The organism is Herbiconiux gentiana (genome assembly GCF_024978135.1).
GTDB classification, from domain to species: domain Bacteria; phylum Actinomycetota; class Actinomycetes; order Actinomycetales; family Microbacteriaceae; genus Herbiconiux; species Herbiconiux gentiana.
Map to the genome: position 1 here is coordinate 425,390 of NZ_JANTEZ010000002.1, position 22,206 is coordinate 447,595.

Annotated in this window: 24 protein-coding genes; 10 read left to right on the top strand and 14 right to left on the bottom strand. The window is 72.5% G+C overall.

From position 1 onward, the window contains the following. Positions 1–58: 58 nt before the first annotated feature. Positions 59–316 carry a DUF6458 family protein gene (locus NVV95_RS05710; RefSeq protein ID WP_259485574.1) on the bottom strand — a complete coding sequence of 86 codons (258 nt, stop codon included), beginning with the start codon at positions 314–316 and terminating at the stop codon, positions 59–61. Positions 317–468: 152 nt separating this feature from the next. Between NVV95_RS05710 and NVV95_RS05715 the strand changes: the two genes are divergently transcribed. Together NVV95_RS05715 and NVV95_RS05720 are read left to right on the top strand one after the other, a co-directional pair. Further along, positions 469–1,134, top strand: a complete 666-nt coding sequence (locus tag NVV95_RS05715; protein WP_259485575.1) for an arsenate reductase/protein-tyrosine-phosphatase family protein — start codon at positions 469–471, stop codon at positions 1,132–1,134. 78 nt (positions 1,135–1,212) lie between these two features. Beyond that, positions 1,213–1,500: a PadR family transcriptional regulator gene (locus NVV95_RS05720; protein ID WP_259485576.1), complete on the top strand. Its 288-nt coding sequence runs from the start codon at positions 1,213–1,215 to the stop codon at positions 1,498–1,500. A 295-nt stretch (positions 1,501–1,795) separates the two neighbouring features. On the opposite strand, the gene NVV95_RS05725 is transcribed toward NVV95_RS05720, so the two are convergent. From NVV95_RS05725 to NVV95_RS05740, 4 genes are all read right to left on the bottom strand, one after another. Continuing rightward, positions 1,796–3,025, bottom strand: coding sequence for a glycosyltransferase (locus tag NVV95_RS05725; protein ID WP_259485577.1), 1,230 nt, complete (start codon positions 3,023–3,025; stop codon positions 1,796–1,798). Further along, positions 3,022–3,891 (bottom strand): glycosyltransferase family 2 protein, encoded by an 870-nt coding sequence (locus NVV95_RS05730; protein WP_259485578.1) that lies wholly within the window; start codon positions 3,889–3,891, stop codon positions 3,022–3,024. Before NVV95_RS05730 ends, NVV95_RS05725 begins: the two co-directional genes overlap by 4 nt. After that, entirely contained in the window at positions 3,888–5,099 is a 1,212-nt protein-coding gene (locus tag NVV95_RS05735) for a glycosyltransferase (RefSeq protein ID WP_259485579.1), read from the bottom strand. The genes NVV95_RS05730 and NVV95_RS05735 overlap by 4 nt, the downstream gene beginning before the upstream one ends. Positions 5,100–5,229: 130 nt before the next feature. After that, the gene (locus tag NVV95_RS05740) at positions 5,230–5,865 is read right to left on the bottom strand and encodes a hypothetical protein (RefSeq protein ID WP_259485580.1); all 636 of its coding nucleotides are present in this window, start codon (positions 5,863–5,865) and stop codon (positions 5,230–5,232) included. Positions 5,866–6,026: 161 nt separating this feature from the next. Here NVV95_RS05740 and NVV95_RS05745 point away from each other — a divergent pair, with 161 nt between their 5' ends. Together NVV95_RS05745 and NVV95_RS05750 are read left to right on the top strand one after the other, a co-directional pair. Beyond that, positions 6,027–7,103 (top strand): alkene reductase, encoded by a 1,077-nt coding sequence (locus NVV95_RS05745; RefSeq protein ID WP_259485581.1) that lies wholly within the window; start codon positions 6,027–6,029, stop codon positions 7,101–7,103. Positions 7,104–7,182: 79 nt separating this feature from the next. Beyond that, the gene (locus tag NVV95_RS05750) at positions 7,183–8,094 is read left to right on the top strand and encodes a DUF808 domain-containing protein (RefSeq protein ID WP_259485582.1); all 912 of its coding nucleotides are present in this window, start codon (positions 7,183–7,185) and stop codon (positions 8,092–8,094) included. A 62-nt stretch (positions 8,095–8,156) separates the two neighbouring features. On the opposite strand, the gene NVV95_RS05755 is transcribed toward NVV95_RS05750, so the two are convergent. Next, on the bottom strand, positions 8,157–8,435 hold the full coding sequence (locus NVV95_RS05755; protein WP_259485583.1) for a helix-turn-helix domain-containing protein: 279 nt from the start codon (positions 8,433–8,435) through the stop codon (positions 8,157–8,159). Positions 8,436–8,510: 75 nt separating this feature from the next. Here NVV95_RS05755 and map point away from each other — a divergent pair, with 75 nt between their 5' ends. Both map and NVV95_RS05765 read left to right on the top strand, forming a co-directional pair. Then, positions 8,511–9,278 carry a type I methionyl aminopeptidase gene (gene map / locus NVV95_RS05760; RefSeq protein WP_259485584.1) on the top strand — a complete coding sequence of 256 codons (768 nt, stop codon included), beginning with the start codon at positions 8,511–8,513 and terminating at the stop codon, positions 9,276–9,278. 96 nt (positions 9,279–9,374) lie between these two features. Beyond that, positions 9,375–9,764 (top strand): VOC family protein, encoded by a 390-nt coding sequence (locus NVV95_RS05765; protein ID WP_259485585.1) that lies wholly within the window; start codon positions 9,375–9,377, stop codon positions 9,762–9,764. On the opposite strand, the gene NVV95_RS05770 is transcribed toward NVV95_RS05765, so the two are convergent. Continuing rightward, entirely contained in the window at positions 9,761–10,756 is a 996-nt protein-coding gene (locus tag NVV95_RS05770; protein WP_259485586.1) for a zinc-dependent alcohol dehydrogenase, read from the bottom strand. The genes NVV95_RS05765 and NVV95_RS05770 overlap by 4 nt on opposite strands. After that, positions 10,753–11,820, bottom strand: a complete 1,068-nt coding sequence (locus NVV95_RS05775; RefSeq protein ID WP_259485587.1) for a 2,3-butanediol dehydrogenase — start codon at positions 11,818–11,820, stop codon at positions 10,753–10,755. Before NVV95_RS05775 ends, NVV95_RS05770 begins: the two co-directional genes overlap by 4 nt. Before the next feature lie 109 nt (positions 11,821–11,929). On the opposite strand from NVV95_RS05775, the gene NVV95_RS05780 reads away from it, so the two are divergent. Further along, positions 11,930–12,376 (top strand): VOC family protein, encoded by a 447-nt coding sequence (locus tag NVV95_RS05780; RefSeq protein ID WP_259485588.1) that lies wholly within the window; start codon positions 11,930–11,932, stop codon positions 12,374–12,376. Positions 12,377–12,414: 38 nt separating this feature from the next. On the opposite strand, the gene NVV95_RS05785 is transcribed toward NVV95_RS05780, so the two are convergent. Genes NVV95_RS05785 through NVV95_RS05800 form a run of 4 tightly spaced genes read right to left on the bottom strand, consistent with a single transcriptional unit; the run spans position 12,415 to position 16,330 of the window. Next, the gene (locus NVV95_RS05785) at positions 12,415–13,146 is read right to left on the bottom strand and encodes an alpha/beta fold hydrolase (protein ID WP_259485589.1); all 732 of its coding nucleotides are present in this window, start codon (positions 13,144–13,146) and stop codon (positions 12,415–12,417) included. 60 nt (positions 13,147–13,206) lie between these two features. Further along, the gene (locus tag NVV95_RS05790; protein WP_259485590.1) at positions 13,207–14,088 is read right to left on the bottom strand and encodes an NAD(P)-dependent oxidoreductase; all 882 of its coding nucleotides are present in this window, start codon (positions 14,086–14,088) and stop codon (positions 13,207–13,209) included. Continuing rightward, the gene (locus NVV95_RS05795; protein ID WP_259485591.1) at positions 14,085–15,545 is read right to left on the bottom strand and encodes a M24 family metallopeptidase; all 1,461 of its coding nucleotides are present in this window, start codon (positions 15,543–15,545) and stop codon (positions 14,085–14,087) included. The genes NVV95_RS05790 and NVV95_RS05795 overlap by 4 nt, the downstream gene beginning before the upstream one ends. After that, entirely contained in the window at positions 15,542–16,330 is a 789-nt protein-coding gene (locus tag NVV95_RS05800) for an SDR family NAD(P)-dependent oxidoreductase (protein WP_259485592.1), read from the bottom strand. The genes NVV95_RS05795 and NVV95_RS05800 overlap by 4 nt, the downstream gene beginning before the upstream one ends. Here NVV95_RS05800 and NVV95_RS05805 point away from each other — a divergent pair. After that, complete coding sequence (locus NVV95_RS05805; RefSeq protein WP_445727689.1) at positions 16,275–17,225, top strand: helix-turn-helix domain-containing protein; 951 nt, start codon at positions 16,275–16,277, stop codon at positions 17,223–17,225. The genes NVV95_RS05800 and NVV95_RS05805 overlap by 56 nt on opposite strands. Before the next feature lie 19 nt (positions 17,226–17,244). Here NVV95_RS05805 and NVV95_RS05810 read toward each other — a convergent pair whose 3' ends face one another. Next, the gene (locus tag NVV95_RS05810) at positions 17,245–18,597 is read right to left on the bottom strand and encodes a dihydrolipoamide acetyltransferase family protein (RefSeq protein WP_259485594.1); all 1,353 of its coding nucleotides are present in this window, start codon (positions 18,595–18,597) and stop codon (positions 17,245–17,247) included. Positions 18,598–18,616: 19 nt separating this feature from the next. Then, complete coding sequence (locus NVV95_RS05815; RefSeq protein ID WP_259485595.1) at positions 18,617–20,848, bottom strand: alpha-ketoacid dehydrogenase subunit alpha/beta; 2,232 nt, start codon at positions 20,846–20,848, stop codon at positions 18,617–18,619. Positions 20,849–20,985: 137 nt separating this feature from the next. On the opposite strand from NVV95_RS05815, the gene NVV95_RS05820 reads away from it, so the two are divergent. After that, entirely contained in the window at positions 20,986–21,510 is a 525-nt protein-coding gene (locus NVV95_RS05820; protein WP_259485596.1) for a VOC family protein, read from the top strand. Between the two features lie 22 nt (positions 21,511–21,532). Further along, positions 21,533–22,195, top strand: coding sequence for a GntR family transcriptional regulator (locus tag NVV95_RS05825; protein ID WP_259485597.1), 663 nt, complete (start codon positions 21,533–21,535; stop codon positions 22,193–22,195). Positions 22,196–22,206: the final 11 nt, after the last annotated feature.

The following is a 22,206-nucleotide window of genomic DNA, read 5'->3' on the forward strand; positions in this document are numbered from 1 at the left end:
ACCGCAGGATCACGGCCTCGTATTCGACGCCTCGTGGGCGCACGGGGGTGGGGCCGGCTCAGACCAGCGGGTCGCTGTCGGTGGTGCGGCGGGTGACCTGCTCGCCGCTGGCCGGGTCGACGGCCGAGCGGGTGGTGGACACCGACGAGCGGCGACGCAGCGTCAGCACCAGGCTGATCAGGAACACGACGACGCCGGCCCCCATCAGGATGTAGCCGATGAGTGCGAGGTTGACGAAGCCGCCGAGGTCGACGTTGACCGCGAAGGCCAGGATGGCTCCGATGACGAACAGCGCGATACCGGTTCCGATACCCATGTGATGGTCCTTTCGTCTGCGCCGAGGGGCACGATGGTAGGGGAGCGGCCCCTCTCCTGACAATCGTCTGACTGTCGCTCGCGGGCCGTTCACCGTCCTGCCTACCATGATCTGGTCAGCAGTGATTGACTCAACGGAAGTTGTTCCAAGCGATGGCCGATCTGAAGCAGCGGGCCGCGGTGTTCGCGGCGCTCTCCGATCCGACGCGGCTGTGGATCGTCGACCTGCTCGTGCTGGGCGATCTGTCGTCGACCGAGATCCAGTCGGCCCTAGGTGTCCCGTCCAATCTCGTCGCCCATCACGTGCGCGTGCTCGAGAAGGCGGGCATCCTCACCCGCACCCGGTCGGAGTTCGACGGGCGCCGCACCTACCTCCACCTCGTGCAGACCGCGTTCGACGAGCTCATGCCAGGGCTCCTCACGCTCGGCGGCCGGGTGGTCTTCGTCTGCACGGCCAACTCGGCGCGGTCGCAGCTCGCCGAGGCGGTCTGGCGCACGGCCAGCTCGATCCCGGCGATCTCCGCGGGCATGCGGCCGGCGACGGCGGTGAACCCGGGGGCCGTCGCCGCGGCGCAGCGGCACGGGCTGGCTCTCGACCCCCACGCCGTTCCGCAGCACGTCGACGACGTGGTCGGCGAGGGCGACTTCGTGATCAGCGTGTGCGATGCGGCGCACGAGCAGCTGCACGGCTCCGACGACCTGCACTGGTCGCTGCCCGACCCCGCCGCCGACGGCAGCGACTCGGCCTTCGACCGCACCGTGCGCTCCCTGCGCGAACGGGTCGGTGCGCTCGTCACCCGGGTGGCCCCCGCGGCGTGAGAAGCGGGCCCGCTATCAGGGTGACGGATGCGCGTCCACTCGTTGTGGCCGACGGCCGCCCCTCGCTACATTGGGCGCATGCAACCGCTGCAGCGAGTGACCGCCCCGACCGTCGACGTGCTGACGGCGATGCTCGACGGGGCGGAACCCATCTGGGGCCTGCGCATCGTGAAGGAGTCGGGACGCCCCTCGGGCACGGTCTACCCGATCCTCGACCGGCTCGAACGTCAGGGCTGGATCCGGTCGACCTGGGAGGAGCTCGGCAGCCGGGAGAGCCCACCGCGTCGCCTGTACGAGTTCACCGAGGAGGGCGAGGCGGCCGCGCGCGACATCCGGAACACCTTCCTCGCCAAGCACCGCGGCTGAGGCCCCGCCCGCCGCTCCCCGTCGGGAGTCGCGGTCCCGAGCGGTTCTGCACTAGCTTCGACATGTGTCGACCGATCTTCCACGCACAGTTCTTCCACGCGCAGATCTCCCGCGCACCGAGCTCGCGCCGTGGCTGCGCCGCATGGACGTGTCCGACCAGATCTTCCTCACCGGCACCGTGCTCGTGCTGCGCGAGATCCGGTGCCGACGCTCCGAGCTGCCGGTGCCGTTCGACGAGCGGCGGCTGTGCAGCACCGCGACGCCCGACGACGCCGCCCGCTACGCCGCGGAGATCTCAGAGGCCTACCGCGATCAGCCGCCCCTCGCCGCCCCCGACGGAGTCGACGAGCACTGGCGCATCAGCAGCATGACGGGAGCGATCGCCGCGCGCATCCGCTCGGCGTACCCGGCCCTGGACTGAGGCGACCCCGTCGCGGCGGCGTTCGAGCAGGCGCTCGAGCTCGGTCTCGTAGGCGTCGATCATGCCCTCGAGTGAGAAGCGAGCCGCCTGCGCCCGCGCGACGGCCGGGTCGACGGCGGCGGCCACGCGGATGGCCGCGGCGAGCGAGACGGGTCGGTCGTCGACGGCGACCGCGCCGGCCGCGGGACGCACCAGGCCGAGCACCGTTCCGGCACCGGGAGCGACGAGCTCGGGCACGGCGCCGTGCGGCAGGGTCGCCACCGGGGTGCCCGAGGCGAGCGCCTCGACGACCGAGAGGCCGAACGGCTCCTCCCAGATCGGGCTGGCCACGAACACCGAGCCGGAGGCGTAGAACGCCGGCAGCGCGTCGTGACCGAGGTGGCCGACGTACTCGACATCACCGCCGAGGAGCGGCTCGATCTCCTCGGTGAAGTAGCGGGGGTCGGCGATCGGGCCGGCGACGCGCATCCGGAAGCCCGCTTCGCGCGCCGCGGGGATGGCGAGGTGCAGGCCCTTCTCGGGCGTGATGCGGGCGGCCCAGACGGCGAGCCCCTCCTCGCGGGGCACGTCGACCTGCCAGCGTTCGAGCGGGATGCCGTTCGGGATGCTCAGCACGCCGGGCAGTCGCGGCGCCCAGGCGCGGGCGTTCCGCGGCGAGACGGCGACGTAGGAGTGCAGCGGCGAGGGCGACCAGCCGGGAGCGTCGAGCAACGCGTTCACGTCGGCCAGGGTCGGCGGGGTGTGCAGCACCGTCATCATCGGGCGGTCGCGCAGGGCCCGGTAGGGCAGACTGCTGAGGGAGTTGTTGATCACCACGTCCCAGTCGCCGGCGGCGATCAGGTCGAGGCTGTGCTGGCTGGCCTCGGCCAGGAAGCCGGCCTGCTGGCGGCGCACCAGCGGGGTGGCGGCGAAGACGAACTCGAAGTCGCTGGGCACCAGGGGGTGCAGCGCGGCGGAGGTGCGCGAGCCCTCCTTGGCGAACAGGGTGACGTCGTGGCCGCGGCGCACCAGCTCGTCGGCCAGCATCGCCGTGTGCGACTCGGTGCCGCCCTGGAACGGCTCGGCGATGGGGTGGTGCAGGTGGCAGAGGATGGCGATTCTCATGCGGCGTCCGTTCGGGGGTGGGGGCGGGTGGGCGGGGCGGCCGGGGTTTGCGCGGTGGGCGGGGTGGCTGCGTAGCGGTCGGTGGTCGGGTCGTGGGTGACGAGACCGAGCTCGGCGAAGGCGTCGAGCCACCCGCGCATCGGCACCGCACCCCACTTGGCGGTGAAGCGGCCGGTGTTCCGCAGGATGTCGTCGAGGTGCTCGACCGGCGGGTCGCTCACCGGGTGGTGCTGGTGATCGGCCTCGGCGCCGCCGGCGAAGAGCAGGTCGACACCGGCGGCCCGGGCGGCGAAGCCGAAGTCGGTGTCCTCGCCGCCGTAGCCGAGGTAGCCCTCGTCGAAGCCGCCGATGCGGCGCCAGGTCTCGGGCGTGCAGGCGAACGAGAGCGACCAGAACAGCTCGTGCGCGGCGGGCTCCAGGATGCCCGGCTCGGGCCTCGGCCGGAATCCGTGCACCGTTCCGACCGCCTCGAAGGTCTCGGGGCGGGTGTAGTCGACGCCCTCGGGGAGGTAGGCGACCGACCCGGTGAGCAGCGCGTCGGGGCGGCGACGAGCGGCGGCATCGTAGGCGTCGAGGAGCCCGGGTCGGGGCAGGCAGTCGACGTCGAGGAAGACGAGCAGCTCGGCGCCCGCGGCGATCGCGGCCTCGGCCCCCGCGTTGCGGGCCTCGGCGAGCGGAAGGGCGCGGCCGTCGGCCGGCACGCGGAGCACGGTGGCTCGGGGGTCGCTCGGGGTCGCGATCGGGGCGTCGTCCATGGCGACGACGACGCGCCGGGTTCGGCGGCCGGACGGGTAGCGGGCGAGCCACTCCTCCTGCCGGGCGAGGTGCAGTCGGCGGCCCGCCACGGCGGTGATGACGGCGATCACGCGGCGGCGCCCGCGGGCTGGGGCGCTGCGGCGGCGGGCTGGGATTCTGCGGCGGCGGGCCGGGGTTCGGCAGTGACGGGCCCGACCGCTCCGGCGGCGGGCTCGGGCTCTGCAGCGGCCGGCGGGGTCGCCACAGCGGCGGGGGCCGCCAGGTCGTGCAGCAGGGCGGCGATGCGGGTGGCGGCGGCGCCGTCGTTCCAGTGCTGCCAGGTGCTGCCGTCGAGGGCGGCGGCGGCGCGGTGGGCGGCGGCCCAGTCCGTGCGGGCGACGTCGGCGGGCGCCACCACGAGGCACGGCAGCGGCGCCCTCGTCAGCGCCTCGGCGAGATGGTCCTGCTCGGCGTGCGGGCGGGCATCCGGAATCAGGATCGCCGGGCGCCGGGCGGCGGCGATCTCGGCCACGGCGTTCGAGCCGCAGTGCGAGAGCACGAGCGGAGCGGCGCGGAGGGCGGCCCAGACCTCGTCGGCACCGGCGTCGCGGAGGTGGCGCACCGGGTGCCCCGCCGCCTCGAGACCGGCGGCGGCGGCGTCGAGCGGGTCGGCGCCGCGGCCCCCGGCGCCGTGCAGCACGAGCACCTCGGCGGGCAGGGCCCGCACCGGCGCGTCGGCCGGCGCGGGGGCGAAGCGGCTGAGCGCGCCGACGCGGTGCAGGCGACCGGCCGGAACCGAGGCGGCGGGCGGCCCGAGCAGCTCGGGCCAGGGGGCGACCACGGCGTCGGAGAGCTCGTAGGCGAGCCGATGCGCCGGATCGTCGCGGAGCCCGGGCAGGGTGAAGCTGACGACCGGAACGCCGAGCAGCCGCACGAACGCCGCGATCTCGGCCGAGACGTCGACGACGAACAGCTGCGGGCGCGTCTCGGCGACCCAGGCGGCGATCGTGGCGAGACGCTCGGGGTGGCCGGGAGAATCGGTGGGCGCCCAGTGCAGGCGGCCGTGGGCCGTGCGTCCGCCCCCGGGCTCACGGCCCGGCGCGGGGCCCGGCTGGCGGCCCGGCTCACGGCCCGGCTCGCCGGCCTGCCGCGTCGGCTCGACCGTGTCGAGCGGGAGGTGCACGGTGCGGGCGTGCGGCGCGGCCACCTCACCGGCGGCCGAGGTGAAGACCGTGACCTCGGCGTCGAGCAGCGGGATGACCGAGCCGGCCGTCATCCGGTGACCGGCCCCGCGGTGGTGCACGTACCATCCGATGCGGAAGGGGCGCAGGCTCGACACGGGATGCGTTCCTTCCGGATGGGAGGACCGAACGGCCCTCTTCTCCGTCTACACGCTTCCGGGCCCGATGGAAGGGGCTTGCCGCCGGTATCCGATCAGGGCATGATCGCGCGCGCCCGCAGCGGCTCGCTCATGTTCCGAGCGGCTCGCTCATGTTCTCGAGCAGCGTCGGCAGGGTGCGCTGCACGTACGGCGAGGAGTGGAACCCGGCCGCATCGGCCCCGGTGAGCAGCCACGTCTCGAAGGCCCGCTCGTAGGTGTCGAGGATGACCCGCACCGACCGCACCGGCGAGCCCGCGAACCGCCGGCCGAGCTTGGCCATCAGCTCGGAGTGCACGTCGACGAGGGCGTCGAGGAACAGCTTCTCGGCCTTCAGCACGGCGACCCCGCCGTCGCTGCGCCGGAGCGCCCTCGCCCGGCGGTCGGCCCGGATCAGCATGCCGTCGCGGTCGAGCGGCCAGGAGTCGGCGAGCGCCACCGCGGCCTCGGTGAAGGCGGCCGAACCGCCGGCGCCGCTCGGCTCGAAGGTGGCGACACCGCCGCGCAGGCGGGCGGCGCAGTCCTCGACCAGCCCGTCGGTGACCGCGTCGAGGAAGGCGTCGTCGTCGGGGAAGAGGGCCCGGAAGGAGTGCGGGTGCACGCCGACCTGACGGCAGACGTCCTCGATCAGCTGCGGTGTGACACCCCCCGACTCGGCCAGCGGCACGCGGGCCGCGGTCGCCAGTCGCGCCATCACGGCCTGGCGCTGAATCTCGATCCTGCTCACGCTGCATCCTCCGCGGTCAGCCTAGCCGCGGGGTCCGATGGGAAATCCCTGAACGCCGGAATCACGGGCGAGGGGGTTCGGTTCGGGTGAGAGGCGCGGATGCGCCGCGCGACGCCGCGGACGGGCATCCGCTCGCCCGCCGAACCACCCGAAAGGCCCTTATGAAGCTGTTCACCCCTCTCACCGCCGGCGATCTCGAGCTGCCCAACCGCGTCGTGATGGCGCCGATGACCCGGCTGCGGGCCGACGAGAACGGCGTGCCCACCGAGCTGATCGCGGAGCACTACGCGCAGCGGGCCGGCATGGGGCTCATCGTCAGCGAGGGCGTCTTCCCGAGCGCCGAGACGCGGGCGTATCCGGGTCAGCCCGGCATCGTGACCGACGAGCAGCAGGAGGGCTGGCGGCGTGTCGCCTCCGCCGTGCACGAGGCCGGCGGGCGCATCGTGATGCAGCTGATGAACGGCGGCCGCGTGACGACCACCGCGATCACGGGAACGCCCCGCATCGTGGCGCCGAGCGCCATCGCGATCGACGGCGAGACCCGCCTGGCCGACGGCTCGAAGGCGCCCTACGGTCTGCCGCACGCGCTCACCACCGACGAGCTCGCCACGGTCAAGGCGGAGTTCGTCGACGCCGCCCGCCGCGCGATCGACGCCGGCTTCGACGGGGTCGAGCTGCACGCGGCCAACGGGTACCTGCTGCACGAGTTCCTCTCGCCGGCGTCGAACGTGCGCACCGACGCCTACGGCGGGTCGCCCGCGGCTCGCGCGGCGTTCGTGATCGAGGTCGCCCAGGCCGTGGCCGCTTCGGTCGGTGCCGGTCGGGTGGGCATCCGCATCTCCCCGTCGCACAACATCCAGGACGTGCTCGAGACCGACGCCGACGACGTGCGCGCCACCTACACGGCGCTCGTCTCCGGCATCGCGCCGCTGGGCCTGGCGTACCTGAGCGTCCTGCACGCCTCGCCCGCCGACGAGCTGGTGCAGTCGCTGCGGGCGGCGTTCGGCGGGGTGTTCGTGGTGAACAGCGGATTCTCGGAGATGACCTCGCGCGACGAGGCCCACGCCCTGGTCTCCGACGACCTGGCCGACGCCGTGGCGGTGGGCCGCGCCGCCATCGCGAACCCCGACCTCGTGGACCGCTGGCGCGGCGCCCACCCGGAGAACACCCCCGACCAGGCGACCATCTACGCCTCGGGCGCGGAGGGCTACACCGACTACCCCCGTCTGTCCGCCTGATCAAGCGGGTACCGTCCCCCACGCGCTCGGGTAGCGTGGGGGCGGTGCCGCCACCGGGGCGGGCAGCGAGGAGGGGTCGATGTCGGTCGGATTGCTGGCGGTGGTCGACGACATCCTGACGGCCGCGCTGAAGGCGAGCGCGAAGACGGCGGGGGTCGTGATCGACGACGCCGCGGTCACCCCGCAGTACGTTCAGGGCCTGACGCCCGCGCGTGAGCTGCCCGTGGTCTGGAAGATCGCGCTCGGCAGCCTCGTGAACAAGTTCGTGATCATCATCCCGATCGCGCTGCTGCTGTCGGCGTTCGCGCCGTGGGTGCTGCCGTTCCTGCTCATCGTCGGCGGCACGTACCTCTGCTTCGAAGGCGCCGAGAAGGTGCTCGAGTGGTTCGGGCTGCACCACGAGTCGGGTGAGACCGAGGCCCGCGACGAGAAGAAGCTGGTGTTCGGGGCGATCCGCACCGATCTCATCCTGAGCACCGAGATCATGCTCATCGCGCTCGACAGCCTCGACGAGTCGCTCGGCATCGGGATGACCCTCGGCGCCCTCGCCGTGATCGGCCTCGGCATGACCGCCCTCGTCTACGGCGCCGTGGCGCTGCTGGTGAAGATCGACGACGTCGGGCTGCGGCTGATGAAGAACGCGTCCCAGGGGGTGCGCCGCACCGGCGCGCGCATCGTGGCGTCGATGCCGACGGTGTTCCGGGTGATCAGCGTCGTCGGCACGGTCGCGATGCTCTGGGTCGGCGGGCACCTGGTGATCGAGAACCTGTCGGAGACGTTCTGGCACGGGCCGCACGACGTCGTGCACGCGATCACGCACGCGATCGAGGCGGCGGGGCCGGTCGTGGTGTGGATCGTCGAGACGCTGTGCTCCGCGGTCTTCGGACTGGTGCTCGGTCTCGTGGTGGTCGGCGTCGTGCTGCTGGTGCGCCGCGCGCTCCCGGGGCGGGCCCGTCAGCACCACGCGCCGGAGGAGACCGCGGGGGTCTGACCGCGCCGGCCGGGTTCTTCAGGGCGTCAGGTCCGACAGTGGCGGCCGAGGGCGTCAGGGCGTCAGGAAGCCAGCGGCTCCCGTTCGGGTCGCTCGACGCGCGGCGAGACCTCGGCCCAGACCTCGTCGAGCGACAGCCCGAGCACGCCCGCGACGGCCGCGATCGTCGAGAACGCCGGCGTCGCCACCCGCCCCGACTCGATCTTGCGCAGCGTCTCGGGCGACAGCCCGGCGTCGAGGGCCGTCTCGAGCAGCGCACGATCGCCCCGCGCCCGCCGCAGCAGGGCGCCGAGCCGGCGCCCGCGCTCGACCTCGGCGGGGGTGAGCGGCAAGCGGACCATGCGTCGATCCTACCGCGTCGTCGGGATAGTATTACCGGGATAGTTATCCGACGGCTATCGCGAGACGGAGACCGGATGATCGAGATACTGAGCCCGCGCGAGCTGCCCCGGGCGCGTGCCGCCGGAGCCCTGGTGGGCCGCATCCTGCACGAGCTGCGGGGCCGTGCGACCGTCGGCACGAGTCTGCTCGAGATCGACGGCTGGGCTCGGGAGCGCATCCTGGAAGCCGGCGCCGAGTCGTGCTACGTCGACTACGCCCCCTCCTTCGGCAGCGGCCCCTTCGGCCACTGGATCTGCACCTCGGTGAACGACGCCGTGCTGCACGGGATGCCCTCGGCCCAGATGCTGGCCGACGGCGACCTCCTGACCCTCGACCTCGCCCTCTCGCTCGACGGGGTGGTGGCCGACGCGGCGGTCAGCTTCCTCGTGGGCGACACGCGGCCGCCCGGGAGCGTGGCCCTCATCGACGCCACCGAACGGGCCCTCGCCGCCGGCATCGCCGCCGCCGAGCCCGGCGCCCGCATCGGCGACCTCTCGCACGCCATCGGCACGGTACTCACCGAGGCCGGCTACCACGTCAGCACCGAGTTCGGCGGACACGGCGTCGGCTCGACCATGCACCAGGACCCGCACGTCTCGAACATCGGCCGGCCCGGCCGCGGCTACCGCCTGCGCCCGGGGCTGCTGCTCGCCCTCGAACCCTGGGCCATGATCGGCACCGACCGCCTGGTCACCGACCCCGACGGCTGGACGCTGCGCAGCGCCACCGGCAGCCGCACCGCCCACACCGAGCACACGATCGCGATCACCGCCGCCGGCCCCGAGATCCTCACCCGCCCCTGACCGCACCGAGCGCCGGGGCCGCTACAAATTGCACACCATCGACACGTCACCGCTGACGAAGATCGCCGAGCGGTGGCCCGACCGGAAGGCACCCTCTTGAAGATCCAGACCATGAGCATCTTCGTCGACGATCAGCAGCAGGCGCTCGACTTCTACACCGGCGCGCTGGGTTTCGCCGTGGCCGCCGACGTGCCGCTCGGCGACCATCGCTGGCTCACCGTCGTCGACCCCGACCGGCCGGACGGTACCCAGCTCTCGCTGGAGCCGAAGGGTCATCCGGCGGTGGGGCCGTTCACCGCAGCTCTGGCCTCTGACGGCATCCCGTTCTGTCAGCTCGGGGTCGACGACGTGCAGGCCGAGTACGACCGCCTGACCGCGCTCGGCGTGACCTTCACGCAGCCGCCCACCGACTACGGGCCGGTGATCGTCGCCGTACTCGACGACACCTGCGGCAATCTGGTGCAGCTCGCCCAGCAGACCGGCTAGACGGCCACGACGGCGACCGGGGCCGGGGCGGAGAGCTCCACGTGGGCCTTGATGACGCCCCGCTGCGCGCGGGCGGTGGCCACCGCATCCGTCGCCTCGTCGATGCCGTAGACGTGGGTGATCAGGGGCGACAGGTCGATGCCCGAGCTCGCCAGGAAGCGGAGGGTCTGCGGCCACACGCCGGGCGAGCCGATCGAGCCCGTGATCGTGAGCTCCTTCGACTGGATCAGGCCGAGCGGCGCCGGCGCCGAGCGGCCCACGTCGATGCCGATGTAGGCGATGCGCCCGCGGAAGGCGGCCAGCTCGAGCGCCGTCGCCATCACCTCGGGGCGGCCCGAGCACTCCACCACGACGTCGGCGCCGCGCGAGCCCGAGAGGCGGTCGAGGGTGGCGGCAGCGTCGTCCGGATGCACGGCCTCGACGGCCCCGAGTGCGACCGCGACCGCGCGGCGCTCCTCCGAGGGCTCGACGACGATCGTCGTGGCCCCGAGGGCGGCCGCGGCGGCGGTCACCGCGAGCCCGATGGGCCCGGCGCCGAGCACCACGAGCACGTCGCTGCCGTTGACGTTGCCCACCCGCATCAGCGCGTAGTACGCGACACTGAACGGCTCGACGAGGGCGCCTGCAGCCCAGGACAGCTCCTCGGGGAGACGGTGCAGCCAGGCGGGCTTCGCCACGAAGTACTCGGCGGCGGCGCCGGAGATGGAGAAGCCGAAGTGGTCGTCGCCGATCACGCACTCCCCCACCACGCGGTCGCCCACGGCGAACTCGGTGACGGCCGAGCCGACGGCGGCCACCTCGCCCGACCACTCGTGACCGGGGATCACCGGGTACTCGAACGGGATGATGTAGCGCCCCTCGAGCAGCTCGATGTCGGAGTGGCAGACGCCGACCCGGCGCGAGGCGATCAGCACCTCGTCGGCGGCGATGGCCGGGATGTCGAGCTCGCGCACGTCGGCGCTGTCCTCCTCGACGAACTGCAGCGCCTTCATCGCGTTCCCTTTCCGGCCTGGATGAGCACCTTGACCTGGTCGCCGCGGGGCGAGAGCAGGGTCTCGAAGCCCTGCACGACGTCGTCCATCTGCACCTGCGCGGTGACGACCTTCTCGACCGGGTAGCGCCCGCGGGCGATCAGGTCGATGATGCGGGGCCAGTCGGTGACGGGGTAGCACCAGGTGCCGGCGAGCGTGATGTCGTGCTCCGAGAGCACCATCGGGTCGATCGAGGCGGCCTTGGTGTGCAGGCCGGTCTGCGAGACGCGGCCGGCGGAGCGCACCGAGGCGATGGCCGCCTGCAGCGCGCGCTCGTTGCCCGAGCACTCGACGACCGCGTCGACGCCGACGCCCTCGGTGCGGTCCTTGAGGTAGGCGGGCACGTCGACCGCGGTCGGGTCGAGCACCTCGCCCACGTCGAGGGCGCGGGCGAACTCGGCGCGGTGCGGGTTGACCTCCGAGATGAACACCGAGGCGCCGAGCGACGAGGAGTAGAGGGCGGCGAGGGCGCCGATCGGGCCGGCTCCCGTGATCAGCACGGTGTCGCCCGGCCGCACCTGCGCGGTGTCGACGCCGTAGGCCGCGACCGCGCCGGGCTCGACGAGCGCGCCCTGCAGGTCGCTCACCCCTTCCGGCAGCACGCTGACGTGGGTGGCGGGCACGACGGCCAGCTCGGCGATGCCGCCCCAGGCGAAGCTCAGGCCGATGCAGGCCATGCGCTGGCAGAGGTGGTTGAGGGCGCGCCGGCAGTAGTAGCAGGTGCCGCAGCTGAGCAGGGGCATCACCGAGACGCGGTCGCCCGCGCGCACGGTGGTGACCCCGGCACCGACCTCGACGACCTCGGCCGAGAACTCGTGGCCGAGGATCTGCGGGGCGGTGGCGCCGGTGAGGGCGTGCGGCGAGGCCGGGATGACGATCGGGCCCATCGCGTACTCGTGCAGGTCGGTGCCGCAGACCCCGCACCAGAACGGACGGAGCAGCACCTCGCCGGCAGCGGGCCCGGTGGGATCGGCGACCTCCTCGACTCGGATGTCGTGGGCGGCGTGGAAGACGGCGGCTCTCATTCCCTGCTCCTTCGCATGGCGGTGATCGACTGGCATATGCTCGAGTTCATTGACACTGTACACAGGTAATCTGTTCAGTATCACTACTCGATTCTCAGAGGAGCAGACGATGACGTTCGTTCTCGAAGGTGTCCACCACGTCGGAATCACCGTGCGCGATCTCGAGGCCTCGCGCGCCTGGTACAGCCGCATGTTCGGCCTCACCCCCGGGGTGGTGAACCACGGCGAAGGGCCCGAGCTCGCCCAGGGCGTGCAGGTTCCGGATGCTCGGCTGACCTTCTCCATGCTCACCGTCGGCTCGACCCGGATCGAGTTCCTGCAGTACCACGAGCCTGTCGGCGAAGACTTCGACCGGCGCAACTGTGACGTCGGAGCGGCCCACGTCTGCTTCGAGGTCGACGACCTCGACACCGCGGTCGCCGAGCTCACGGCGAAAGGCGCCGTGTTCAGCAGCCCGCCGAACACCATCGACGACGGCCCGCTCGCCGGGTCGCGCTGGGCCTACTTCCGCGACCCCGACGGCATCCAGCTGGAGCTCTGGCAGTCGCCCCGCTAGGCCGCCGGCCCCACCGCCGCGTCGACCCCACAGCCACGTCAGGCCACGAGCCCCGCGATCGCCTCGGCCACGAGGTCGGGACGGGTCAGGAAGGGGTGGTGCCCGGCGGGCAGCTCGAGCATCCGCGTCGCCCGGGCGCCCTCGCGGCGCTGCAGCCCCGGGGTGGTGCTGCGGTCGTCGGCGCAGAGGAGGTAGGTGGAGTCGGCGCCCTGCCAGCCGGCGCTCGTGGTGGGCGTGACGAACGACTCGACGTGCTGCGGGGTCAGCCGGGCGAACGCCTCGCGCTGCACCCCGGTGTCGCCGTCGTGCAGGAAGCGGGCGCCGAACGTCTCCGCGTCGTAGCCGTCGAGCTCGAGCGCGCCGGCTCCGGAACCGGCGGCGGCGTCGGCGTCGGCAATAGCCACGGCCACGGGGTCGGGCTCGCCCGCGAGGATCGACCCCTGCGACTCCCCCACCGCCGGCAGGTAGGAGGAGATCAGCACGAGCCGGGCGACCGCCGGGTGCGGCCCCGCCTCGGCGATGACGGTGCCGCCGTAGGAGTGCCCGACTACGACGGCCCGCCCGTCGTCGAGTTCGTCGAGGGCCTGGCGCAGGGCCGTGGCGTCCGCCACCAGCCCCCGCGACCCGTCGGGCGCGAGCGCCTCACCGCACGACGGCAGCTCCAGCGCGCGGCTCCGGATGCCCGCCCGCTCCTCGAGCAGCCGCGCCGTCGGCCGCCACCACCACTCGCCGTCGCGCACCAGCGCGCCGTGCACGAAGATCAGCTCCATGGCCCGACGCTAGCGCGGGCATCCGTTCTCGAGGGCGACGCTCTGCCGTGGGCAGAACGGCTAGCGGGCGGGGCGGCCGGACGCGGCTCGGGTGACCTCCGCGATGGAGGCCCAGTCGAGCTCGGCCTGGCCGTCGTCGAGCGCCTTCTCGAACACCCCGCGCAGGGCCGAGGACGTCGGCAGCACCACGTCGGAGGCGCGTGCCGCGTCGAGCGCGAGCATCAGGTCCTTGAAGCCGAGCTCGGTGGTGAAGCCGGCCGGCGAGTAGGTCGATGACGCGATCGCCGTGCCGTAGCCCGAGTACACGACGCCGGGGAACAGGCTGTCACCGAGCAGCTCGACGAACATCGCGGTGTCGATGTCGCGCGACTCGAGCAGGGTGATCGACTCCGACAGGGCCTGCAGCGCGTGGATGATGAGGTAGTTCACGCCGATCTTCACGACGTTCGCGCTCGACGGGTCGGTGCCGACGTCCCACACCCGGCGACCGAGCGTGGACAGCAGCGGGCGCACGCCCTCGACGAGCTCGGGATCGCCCGCGGCGAGCACGGTGAGCGCGCCCGACCCGGCGGCCGGCGGCCGGCCGAGCACGGGGGCGGCGACGTAGCCGACCCCGGCGTCGGCGTGCAGCGCCGCGAGCCGGGTCGCCGCGGCCGCTCCCACCGTCGCCATGTTGACGTGGACGGTGCCCCGGGGCGCGGCCTCGAGCACGGCGGTGTCGAAGAGATCGAAGACGACCGACTCGTTGGAGAGCATCGAGAGCACGAGGCCGGTCTGCAGCGCATCCGACACCGAGGCGGCCCGGGTCGCGCCCCGCTCCACCAGGGCGTCGACCGCCTCCGGCGACCGGTTCCAGACCACGACCTCGTGGCCCTCGTCGAGCAGGTGCCCGACCATGGCACCGCCCATCGAACCGAGGCCGACGAAGCCGACGCGGGTCACGCCCCCGGCTCCCCGCGCCCCGCCGCCGTGTTGAGGTGCGACTGCGAGTCGCGCAACGTCGGCAGGCTGCCGCCCACCGTGAAGTAGCGCTTGCCGGCCACGAGCAGGTCCTCGGCGGGGAACTTGGTGATCACCTGGCACCCGTCGGCGGTCACGATGACCTCCTCCTCGATGCGCGCGGCGCCCCAGCCGTCGGCGGCGGGCCAGTAGGTCTCGAGGGCGAAGACCATGCCCTCCTTCAGCTCCTCGGGGTGGTCGAGCGAGACCAGCCGCGAGAAGATCGGCTTCTCCCAGATCGACAGGCCGACGCCGTGGCCGTACTGCAGGGCGAAGGCAGCCTCCTCGTCGGGGAAGCCGAACTCCTGGGCGGTCGGCCAGACCTTCACGATGTCGGCGGTCGTGGCGCCCGGGCGCACCAGGGCGATGGCGCGGTCCATGTACTCGCGCGCCCGCTTGTAGGCGTCGCGCTGCGCCGACGACGCCGATCCGACCGCGAAGGTGCGGTAGTAGCAGGTGCGGTAGCCGTTGAACGAGTGCAGGATGTCGAAGAACGCCGGGTCGCCCGGCCGGATCAGCCGGTCGGAGAAGACGTGCGGGTGCGGGGAGCAGCGCTCGCCGGAGATGGCGTTCACGCCCTCGACGTACTCCGAACCGAGGTCGTAGAGCTTCTTCGAGACGAGCCCGACGGCCTCGTTCTCGCGCACGCCCGGCCGCAGGAACTCGTACAGGTCCTCGTAGGCGGCATCCACCATCGAGGCCGCCTGGGTGAGCAGGCCGATCTCGTCGGCGGTCTTGATGCGGCGGGCCTCCATGAACAGCTGCTGGCCGTCGACCACGCGGATGCCCTGCTTCTGCAGCGCGAACAGCACGGGCAGCTCGATCACGTCGACGCCCAGCGGCTGGTCGGCGACCCCGAACTTCTCGAGCTCCCGCTTGATCTTGGACGCCACCCGGTCGGCGATCTCGGCGTCGGGGCTGAACGCGCCGCGCAGGGTCGAGATGCCGGCCCGCGAACCGCTCTCGGCGCGCGGACGCACGGCCCCGTGGTGCGGGGCATGCGGGTCGGCGTCGGCCTCGGCCGTCGTGGTGTCGAGCCAGGGGTTGAACAGCCCGTGGTGCTTGGCCGCCGAGCCGAAGTCCCACATGATCGGGTCGGTGTTGCGGGTGAGCAGACTGAAGCGGATCAGCTTGTCCATCGCCCAGGTGCCGATGTGCGTCGAGGTCATGTAGCGGATGTTCGAGAAGTCGAACGCCAGCACCGCGCCGAGCTCGCTGCGGGAGAGCTCGGCCTTCAGCCGCGCGAGGCGCTCGCTGCGCAGGCGGTCGAAGTCGATGCGCTGCTCCCAGTCGACCGCGTTGGTGCCGCGGGTCGCGGTGGGGATGGTCGCGAAGCCGCCGGGCGGCGGCTGGAGCGGGGAACGGGTGTCGGCACCGGTGCCGTCGAGCTGTGTGGTCATACGAGGACCATCCCTCCATCGATCATGATCACCTGGGCGGTGAGGTAGTCGGAGTCGGACGACGCCAGGTAGAGCGCCGTTCCGACGATGTCGTCGACGGTGGCCGTGCGGCCGCGGATGATGCCCGCGGCGAATTCGTCCATGGCCCCGCCGGCCGTCTTCGTCTCGCCGATGGCGAGCAGGTCCTCGTCGAGCTTCACCCAGAGCGGGGTGTCGACGACCCCCGGGGCGAAGGCGTTGACGGTGATGTCGTGCTCGGCGAGCGCCTTGGCCGCCGACTGCGTGAGCGAGATGACGGCGGCCTTGGCCGCCGAGTACGGGGCGAACGCCGGGAAGCCCTGACGACCGGCCATCGAGGTGGTGTTGACGATCTTGCCGCCGCCGCCCTGGGCGATCATCTGGCGGGCGGCCTCCTGGGTGCCGATCAGCACACCCAGCGCGTTGACCTCCATGATCGAGCGCCAGTTCTGCTCGGTCACGTCGAGGAACTTCATCGGCGCGTTGAAGCCGGCGTTGTTGAACCACACGTCGAGGCGGCCGAACTCGGCCACCGTGCGCTCGACGACGGCGCGCACCGCGGCCCGGTCCGACACGTCGGCCTGCACACCGATGGCGGTCAGCCCCTCGTCCCGCAGCGCCTGGGCGGACGCCTCGGCGGCCTCGCCGTTCAGGTCGGCGATGACGACGGATGCGCCTTCCACCGCCAGCGCACGCGCGATGCCCCGTCCCATGCCGCTGCCGGCTCCGGTGACCACCGCCACGGTGCCCGATACACGATTCGCCATTGATTCGTCCCCTTCGGTGTTCAGTCTAGCTTGTCACAGTGTTCACCATAGCAACACACTTCCTCGACCGGATGCACGATTGCCCTCGTCCGCGGGCCGGGGGTTCGTATACTCTTGCTGCACAAGTCCGCGAGCGAGGAGTGCGACCATCACTGACGACATCGGCCCCCGCCTCCGCGCAGCGCGCATCTCCCGAGGCCTCAGCCTCCGCAGCGTCGCCACCGCCCTCGGGGTGTCGGCCAGCTTGATCTCGCAGGTCGAGACGGGCAAGACCCAGCCGTCGGTGAGCACCCTCTACGCGCTGGTGAACCACCTCGGCATCTCGTTCGACGACCTGATGGCCGGCAGCGCCCACGGCTCCTCGCCCGCCCCCACCGCCGTGCCCAGCATCGGCGCGGCACCGGCCGTCGACACCCCGGCGCCCCTCCCGCCCGCGGCGGCGCCGTCGGGCCCCACCGCGCCGCCGCTGCAGCGCGGCACCGACAACCCGGTGCTCGAGATGGAGAACGGGGTTCGCTGGGAGCGTCTCGCCGCCAGCCGCGAGGGTGTCGTCGATCCGCTCCTGGTCACCTACGAGCCCGGCGCCTCCAGCTCGATCGAGGGCCGCATGATGCGGCACAGCGGCGTCGAGTACGCCTACCTGCTCTCGGGCGAGCTCACCGTGAAGCTCGACTTCGACACCTTCGTGCTGCGGGCAGGCGACTCGCTGAGCTTCGACTCGGTGCGCCCGCACCTCTACCTGAACGAGGGCTCGGTACCGGCGAAGGGGCTCTGGTTCGTGGTGGGCCGCCGTGAGTTCTCGCAGGAGATGGCGCCCTCGGGGCAGCCGGAGCGGGCGGGCGACAACCTGGCGTCGGCCGTCGACGTGCTGCAGGCGATGGACCGCCTGGCCTGACGCCAGGACGGCCCCTCGCTCACACCAGGATCGACAGCGGGTTCTCGACCGCCTGCTGGAACGCCGCCAGCCACCGGGCGGCGAGCGCCCCGTCGACCGCGCGGTGGTCGACCGAGAGCGTGCAGCGCATGACGGTCGCGACCGCGAGCTCCCCGTCGACGACGACCGGCTGGGGCTTCGCGGCTCCCACGGCGAGGATGCCCGAGTGCGGCGGGTTGAGGATCGCCGCGAACTCCAGCGTGCCGTACATGCCGAGGTTCGACACCGAGAAGCTGCCGCCCTCGAGCTCGCTCTGCTTCAGCTTCTTCGCCTTGGCCCGGCCGGCCAGGTCGGCGACGGCGGTGCTGACCGAGCTGAGACTGCGGGCGTCGACCCCGCGCACCACGGGGGTGACGAGACCGCCGTCGGTCGCCACGGCCACCGCGATGTCGACGGACGAGTGCACGCGCATCCCCTCGTCGCTCCAGGTGACGTTGGCCTCGGGCACCGCCTGGAACGCGGCCGCCACCGCCTTCAGCACGAAGTCGTTCACCGAGACGCGCACGCTCGAGGTCTCGTTGACCCGTGCGCGCAGCGCCAGCAGCTCGTCGACCCGGCACTCCGCCGTGAGGTAGAAGTGCGGCACGGTCGACTTGCTCTCGGTGAGCCGCCGGGCGATGGCCTTGCGCATCGGGGTGTGCGGCACGAGCTCGGTGCCGTCGGGCGCGCTCGTAGCCGCCGCGGGCTCCGGGGCGACGGATGCGCGTTCCGCCGTCGGGGCCGCCGCCGCCGGGGCGGCCTCGGCCGGAGCCGGGGCTGTCGGGGCCTCGGCGACCTCGACGTCGCGACGCACGATACGCCCGCCGGGGCCGGTTCCGGTGATCGCCGCAGCATCCAGCCCGCGCTCCTTCGCCAGCTTGCGGGCGATGGGGCTCATGAACAGCCGCGCGTGGTCGTCGGCCGATTCGACCGGCGCCGACACCGGCGCAGCCGCCCCGGGCGCCGCCGCCGCCGGTGCGGCCGAAGCCGCGGCGGCCTCCAGCGACGCCGCCTCCACCACCGGCGTGCCGCCGTCGGGGTCGCGCTCGGTCGCGTCGGGTGCCGAGTCGGGCCCGCTGACCGCGGCCGCCGGTGCCTGGCCGAGCGCCGCGTCGATGTCGGCGTCGGTCTCACCCTCGGCGATCAGCACCGCGATCGGCGCCCCGATCTCGCCGGCCTCGCCGGGCTCGAGCAGCACGCGGCCGACGACCCCGGCGTCCTCGGAGTTGTACTCCACGACGGCCTTCTCGGTCTCGATCTCGGCGAGCGGGTCGCCGACGGCGACGGTCTGGCCGGGCGTGACGAGCCAGCTCGCGATCGCGGCCTCCTCCGAACCCGCCAGAACACTGGGCATGCGGATGATCGTCGCCATCTCAGGCCCCCTTCCCGAATGCGGCGCGCACCCGTTCGAGCCCGACGACCACGTCGTCGGCCTTGGCGATCGCGGCCCGCTCGAGCACCTTCGAGATGCTCGGCGAGGCCTCGGAACCGGTGACCCGCTGCACGGGCTGGTCGAGCCAGTCGAAGTAGCGGCGCTGGATCTCGTCGGCGAGCCAGGCCCCGTAGGAGGTGCCCTGGGCGCCCTGCTCGACGATCAGCACCGCGTTGGTCTTGCGGATGGACGCCCCGACGGTGTCCCAGTCGAGGGAGGCGCGGTCGAGGAAGCGCAGGTCGATCAGCTCGGCGTCGATGCCGGTCTGCTCGATGGCCTTCGCGCTCTCGCCGACCATCGACAGGTACGTGATCACAGTGACGTCGGAGCCGGTGCGCCGCACCGCGGCCGTGCCGAACGGGATCTGGTGGTCGAGATCATCCGGGATCTCGCCCGACTCGGCGTAGAGGTCGACGTGCTCGATCATCAGCACCGGGTCGTCGATGGCGAGCGCCGCGTTCATCAGCCCCACGTAGTCGAACGGGGTCGAGGCGGCCATGATGCGCCAGCCGGGGCTGGTGGCGAAGATGCCGGCCGGATCCATCAGGTGCTGCGAGCCGTAGCCCGAGCCCATGGCGATCTTGGTGCGCAGCACGAGCGGCACCGGGTTGTCGCCGCCGAACATGTGCCGGGCCTTGCCGATCTGGTTGAACACCTGGTCGGCGGCCACCCACATGAAGTCGGGGTACATGAACTCCACGACCGGCCGGAAGCGACCGTCGAGCGCGATGCCGCCGCCGAGGCCGGCGAAGGCGTTCTCGCTGATCGGGGTGCCGAGCACGCGACCGGGGTACTTCTCCGAGAGGCCCTTGGTGGCGCCGTTGGTGCCGCCCTTCAGCCGGTGGATGTCCTCGCCGAGCACGACGATGCGCTCGTCCTCGCCCATCCGGCGGTCCATCACGGCGGCGACCGCGTCGACGAACTTGCCCTTGGTGGTGCCACCCGTGTAGTCCGCCTGCTCGAGGGTGTCGGCGCCGGCGATCTCGGAGAGGTCGCCGCGGATGCCCACGTCGACGAAGCCCGGGTCGGGCCACAGTTCGGGGCGGATGCGCTTCACCCCCGGCTTGCCGTCGGGATCCGGCTCGGTCAGGGCGTCGACCGCGAGGCGCACGGCGTCCTGGGCCTGACGGCGCACGGCGGCGAGCCCGTCCTCGTCGATGCGGCCGAGGGCGGTCAGCTCCCGCGCCATGCGGAGCAGCGGGTCGCGGTCGCGCCAGGACTGCTCCTCCTCCTTGCTGCGGTAGCCGAAGGCGCTGCCCGGGTAGGGGCCGTTCTGGTGGAAGTAGCGGTAGACCTCGGCCTCGATGACGGCCGGGCCGTCGCCCGCGCGCATCCGCTCGCTCGCCCGCTCCATCGCGAGGTGCACGGCCAGCGGGTCCATGCCGTCGACCCGCCAGGCGGGGATGTCGAAGCCGAGGGCACGGGCCGACAGCCGCGGCTCGGCGGTGACCTCGGAGACGTGGGTGGAGACCGCGTAGAGGTTGTTCTCGATGAAGAAGCAGAACGGCAGCTTCCATGCGGCGGCGAGGTTCATCGACTCGAGCACCGAGCCGATGTTCACGGCGCCGTCGCCGAAGTAGCTGACGGTGAGGTCGGAGCCGCTGGACCCGTCCGAAGCGCCGCCCGACGCCTGCTTCTCGGCCCAGGCGTGCCTCTGCGCCCAGGCGTTCCCCGCCCCCAGCGGCACCCCGCCGCCCACGATCGCGTTGGTGCCGAGCGCGCCCGCCTCGTGCCACTGCAAGTGCATCGAGCCGCCGCGCCCGCGGCAGTAGCCCTGGGCGAGGCCGAGGATCTCGGCGAGCGTCTTCTGCAGCACGTCCTGCACGGCGGGCGTCACGAGCGCGCGGGGGTCGAGCCCCTCGGGGGCGACGTGGGCCAGCGCCTTGGCGAGGAACTGGTGGTGCCCGCGGTGCGAGCCGTTGACGCCGTCGCTCGAACGCAGCGCGACGATGGATCCGACCGCGCCGCCCTCCTGGCCGATGCTGGAGTGGGCGGGCCCGTGCACGAGGCCGGCGCCAGCGAGCTCCAGCACCGCCTCCTCGAAGGCGCGGATGAGGTGCAGCTGGCCGAGCATCGTGTCGAGCAGAGCCGGATCGGCGGCCTTCCAGTCGGCGGCGGTCGTGCTCAGCTCGACCCAGGGGGAGCCGGGCTGGAGGCGTTTCTCGCGTGGCATGGCAGGTGCTCCTTTGCACGGGGGTGAAGCCGGTCGTTCAGCAGACTAGATCGCCAATGGATCCATTGCAAGCCTATCGCGACGAAGAGAGGGTGAGTATCGTCAGCAGTGGATACATTCATCTCAAGGAGGCGACCGTGGCCCTACCCGGACTCCGAGGTGCCGAGCACCTCGGCTTCACCGTGCCCGACCTCGAGGAGGCGCACCGCTTCTTCGTCGACGTGATCGGCTGCACGCACGTCTACACGCTGCCCGCGATGCGCCGTGACGACGACTGGATGCGCGAGCACCTGAACGTCGACCCGCGGAGCGTCGTCCGGGAGATCCGCTTCTACCGCTGCGGCTTCGGCCCGAACTTCGAGGTGTTCGAGTACGAGCCCGCCGACGACCAGCGACCGCAGCCGCGCAACAGCGACCTCGGCGGTCACCACGTCGCGTTCTACGTCGACGACCTCGACGTGGCCGTCGCGGCACTCGAGGCGGCGGGCGTCCGGATGCTCGGCGCACCGACTGCGAGCCGCAACGCCTCGGAGGGTCAGCGCTGGGTCTACTTCCTGAGCCCCTGGGGCATGCAGTTCGAGCTGGTCAGCTACCCGCACGGCAAGCAGTACGAGCAGGAGGCCGAGGTGCGGCTGTGGCACCCGGCTCGGCCGGGCGAATGACCCGCGGTTAGTATTCGAGGCGATGACCGACACCAGCGCCTACCGCGACAACGTCGCAAGCCACCGCATCGCCGAGAGCCTGCGCGACGACATCCTCGGCGGCGTGCTCGCGCCCGGCACGAGGCTGCGCCAGGAGGATCTGGCCGAGCGCTTCGGTGCCAGCCGCATCCCCGCCCGAGAGGCGATCCGGATGCTCGCCGCCGACGGCCTCGTCACCCTCGTCGCCAACTCCGGCGCCTGGGTGTCCCGGCTCACCCTCGAGGAGTGCGTCGAGTCGTACTCGATCCGCGAGCGGCTGGAGCCGCTGCTGCTGCGCCGGAGCCTCGAGCACCTGACACCCGAGCAGCTCGACCGGCTCGCCGAGCTGGCCGACCGGATGGAGGCGAACACCGACGTCGAGGCCTTCATGGCCGACGACCGCGAGTTCCACCTGCTGAGCTACGCGGGCGCCGCCTCGGGCGAGCTCTGGCAGATCATCCACCGGCTCTGGAACACCACGCAGCACTACCGGCGGGCGTACGCGACCCTGGTCGGCGTCTCGGGCATCGGGGTGACCCACCTCGAGCACCACCTGCTGGTCGACTGCCTGCGGCGCGGTGACCCGGATGACGCCGAGCGGGTGCTGGTCACCCACATCCGGCGCACCCGGCTCGAGCTCGAGAAGCACCCCGAGCTGTTCGCCTGAGCGCCGACCCG

Coding starts and splice junctions, on each gene's coding strand:
- map (WP_259485584.1), top strand. CDS start 8,511: ATGATCGAGATACTGAGCCCGCGCGAGCTGCCCCGGGCGCGTGCCGCC.
- NVV95_RS05800 (WP_259485592.1), bottom strand. CDS start 16,330: ATGGCGAATCGTGTATCGGGCACCGTGGCGGTGGTCACCGGAGCCGGC.
- NVV95_RS05720 (WP_259485576.1), top strand. CDS start 1,213: ATGCAACCGCTGCAGCGAGTGACCGCCCCGACCGTCGACGTGCTGACG.
- NVV95_RS05725 (WP_259485577.1), bottom strand. CDS start 3,025: ATGAGAATCGCCATCCTCTGCCACCTGCACCACCCCATCGCCGAGCCG.
- NVV95_RS05710 (WP_259485574.1), bottom strand. CDS start 316: ATGGGTATCGGAACCGGTATCGCGCTGTTCGTCATCGGAGCCATCCTG.
- NVV95_RS05810 (WP_259485594.1), bottom strand. CDS start 18,597: ATGCCCAGTGTTCTGGCGGGTTCGGAGGAGGCCGCGATCGCGAGCTGG.
- NVV95_RS05795 (WP_259485591.1), bottom strand. CDS start 15,545: ATGACCACACAGCTCGACGGCACCGGTGCCGACACCCGTTCCCCGCTC.
- NVV95_RS05715 (WP_259485575.1), top strand. CDS start 469: ATGGCCGATCTGAAGCAGCGGGCCGCGGTGTTCGCGGCGCTCTCCGAT.
- NVV95_RS05775 (WP_259485587.1), bottom strand. CDS start 11,820: ATGAGAGCCGCCGTCTTCCACGCCGCCCACGACATCCGAGTCGAGGAG.
- NVV95_RS05785 (WP_259485589.1), bottom strand. CDS start 13,146: ATGGAGCTGATCTTCGTGCACGGCGCGCTGGTGCGCGACGGCGAGTGG.
- NVV95_RS05825 (WP_259485597.1), top strand. CDS start 21,533: ATGACCGACACCAGCGCCTACCGCGACAACGTCGCAAGCCACCGCATC.
- NVV95_RS05745 (WP_259485581.1), top strand. CDS start 6,027: ATGAAGCTGTTCACCCCTCTCACCGCCGGCGATCTCGAGCTGCCCAAC.
- NVV95_RS05815 (WP_259485595.1), bottom strand. CDS start 20,848: ATGCCACGCGAGAAACGCCTCCAGCCCGGCTCCCCCTGGGTCGAGCTG.
- NVV95_RS05750 (WP_259485582.1), top strand. CDS start 7,183: ATGTCGGTCGGATTGCTGGCGGTGGTCGACGACATCCTGACGGCCGCG.
- NVV95_RS05805 (WP_445727689.1), top strand. CDS start 16,275: ATGCCGCTGCCGGCTCCGGTGACCACCGCCACGGTGCCCGATACACGA.
- NVV95_RS05770 (WP_259485586.1), bottom strand. CDS start 10,756: ATGAAGGCGCTGCAGTTCGTCGAGGAGGACAGCGCCGACGTGCGCGAG.
- NVV95_RS05755 (WP_259485583.1), bottom strand. CDS start 8,435: ATGGTCCGCTTGCCGCTCACCCCCGCCGAGGTCGAGCGCGGGCGCCGG.
- NVV95_RS05780 (WP_259485588.1), top strand. CDS start 11,930: ATGACGTTCGTTCTCGAAGGTGTCCACCACGTCGGAATCACCGTGCGC.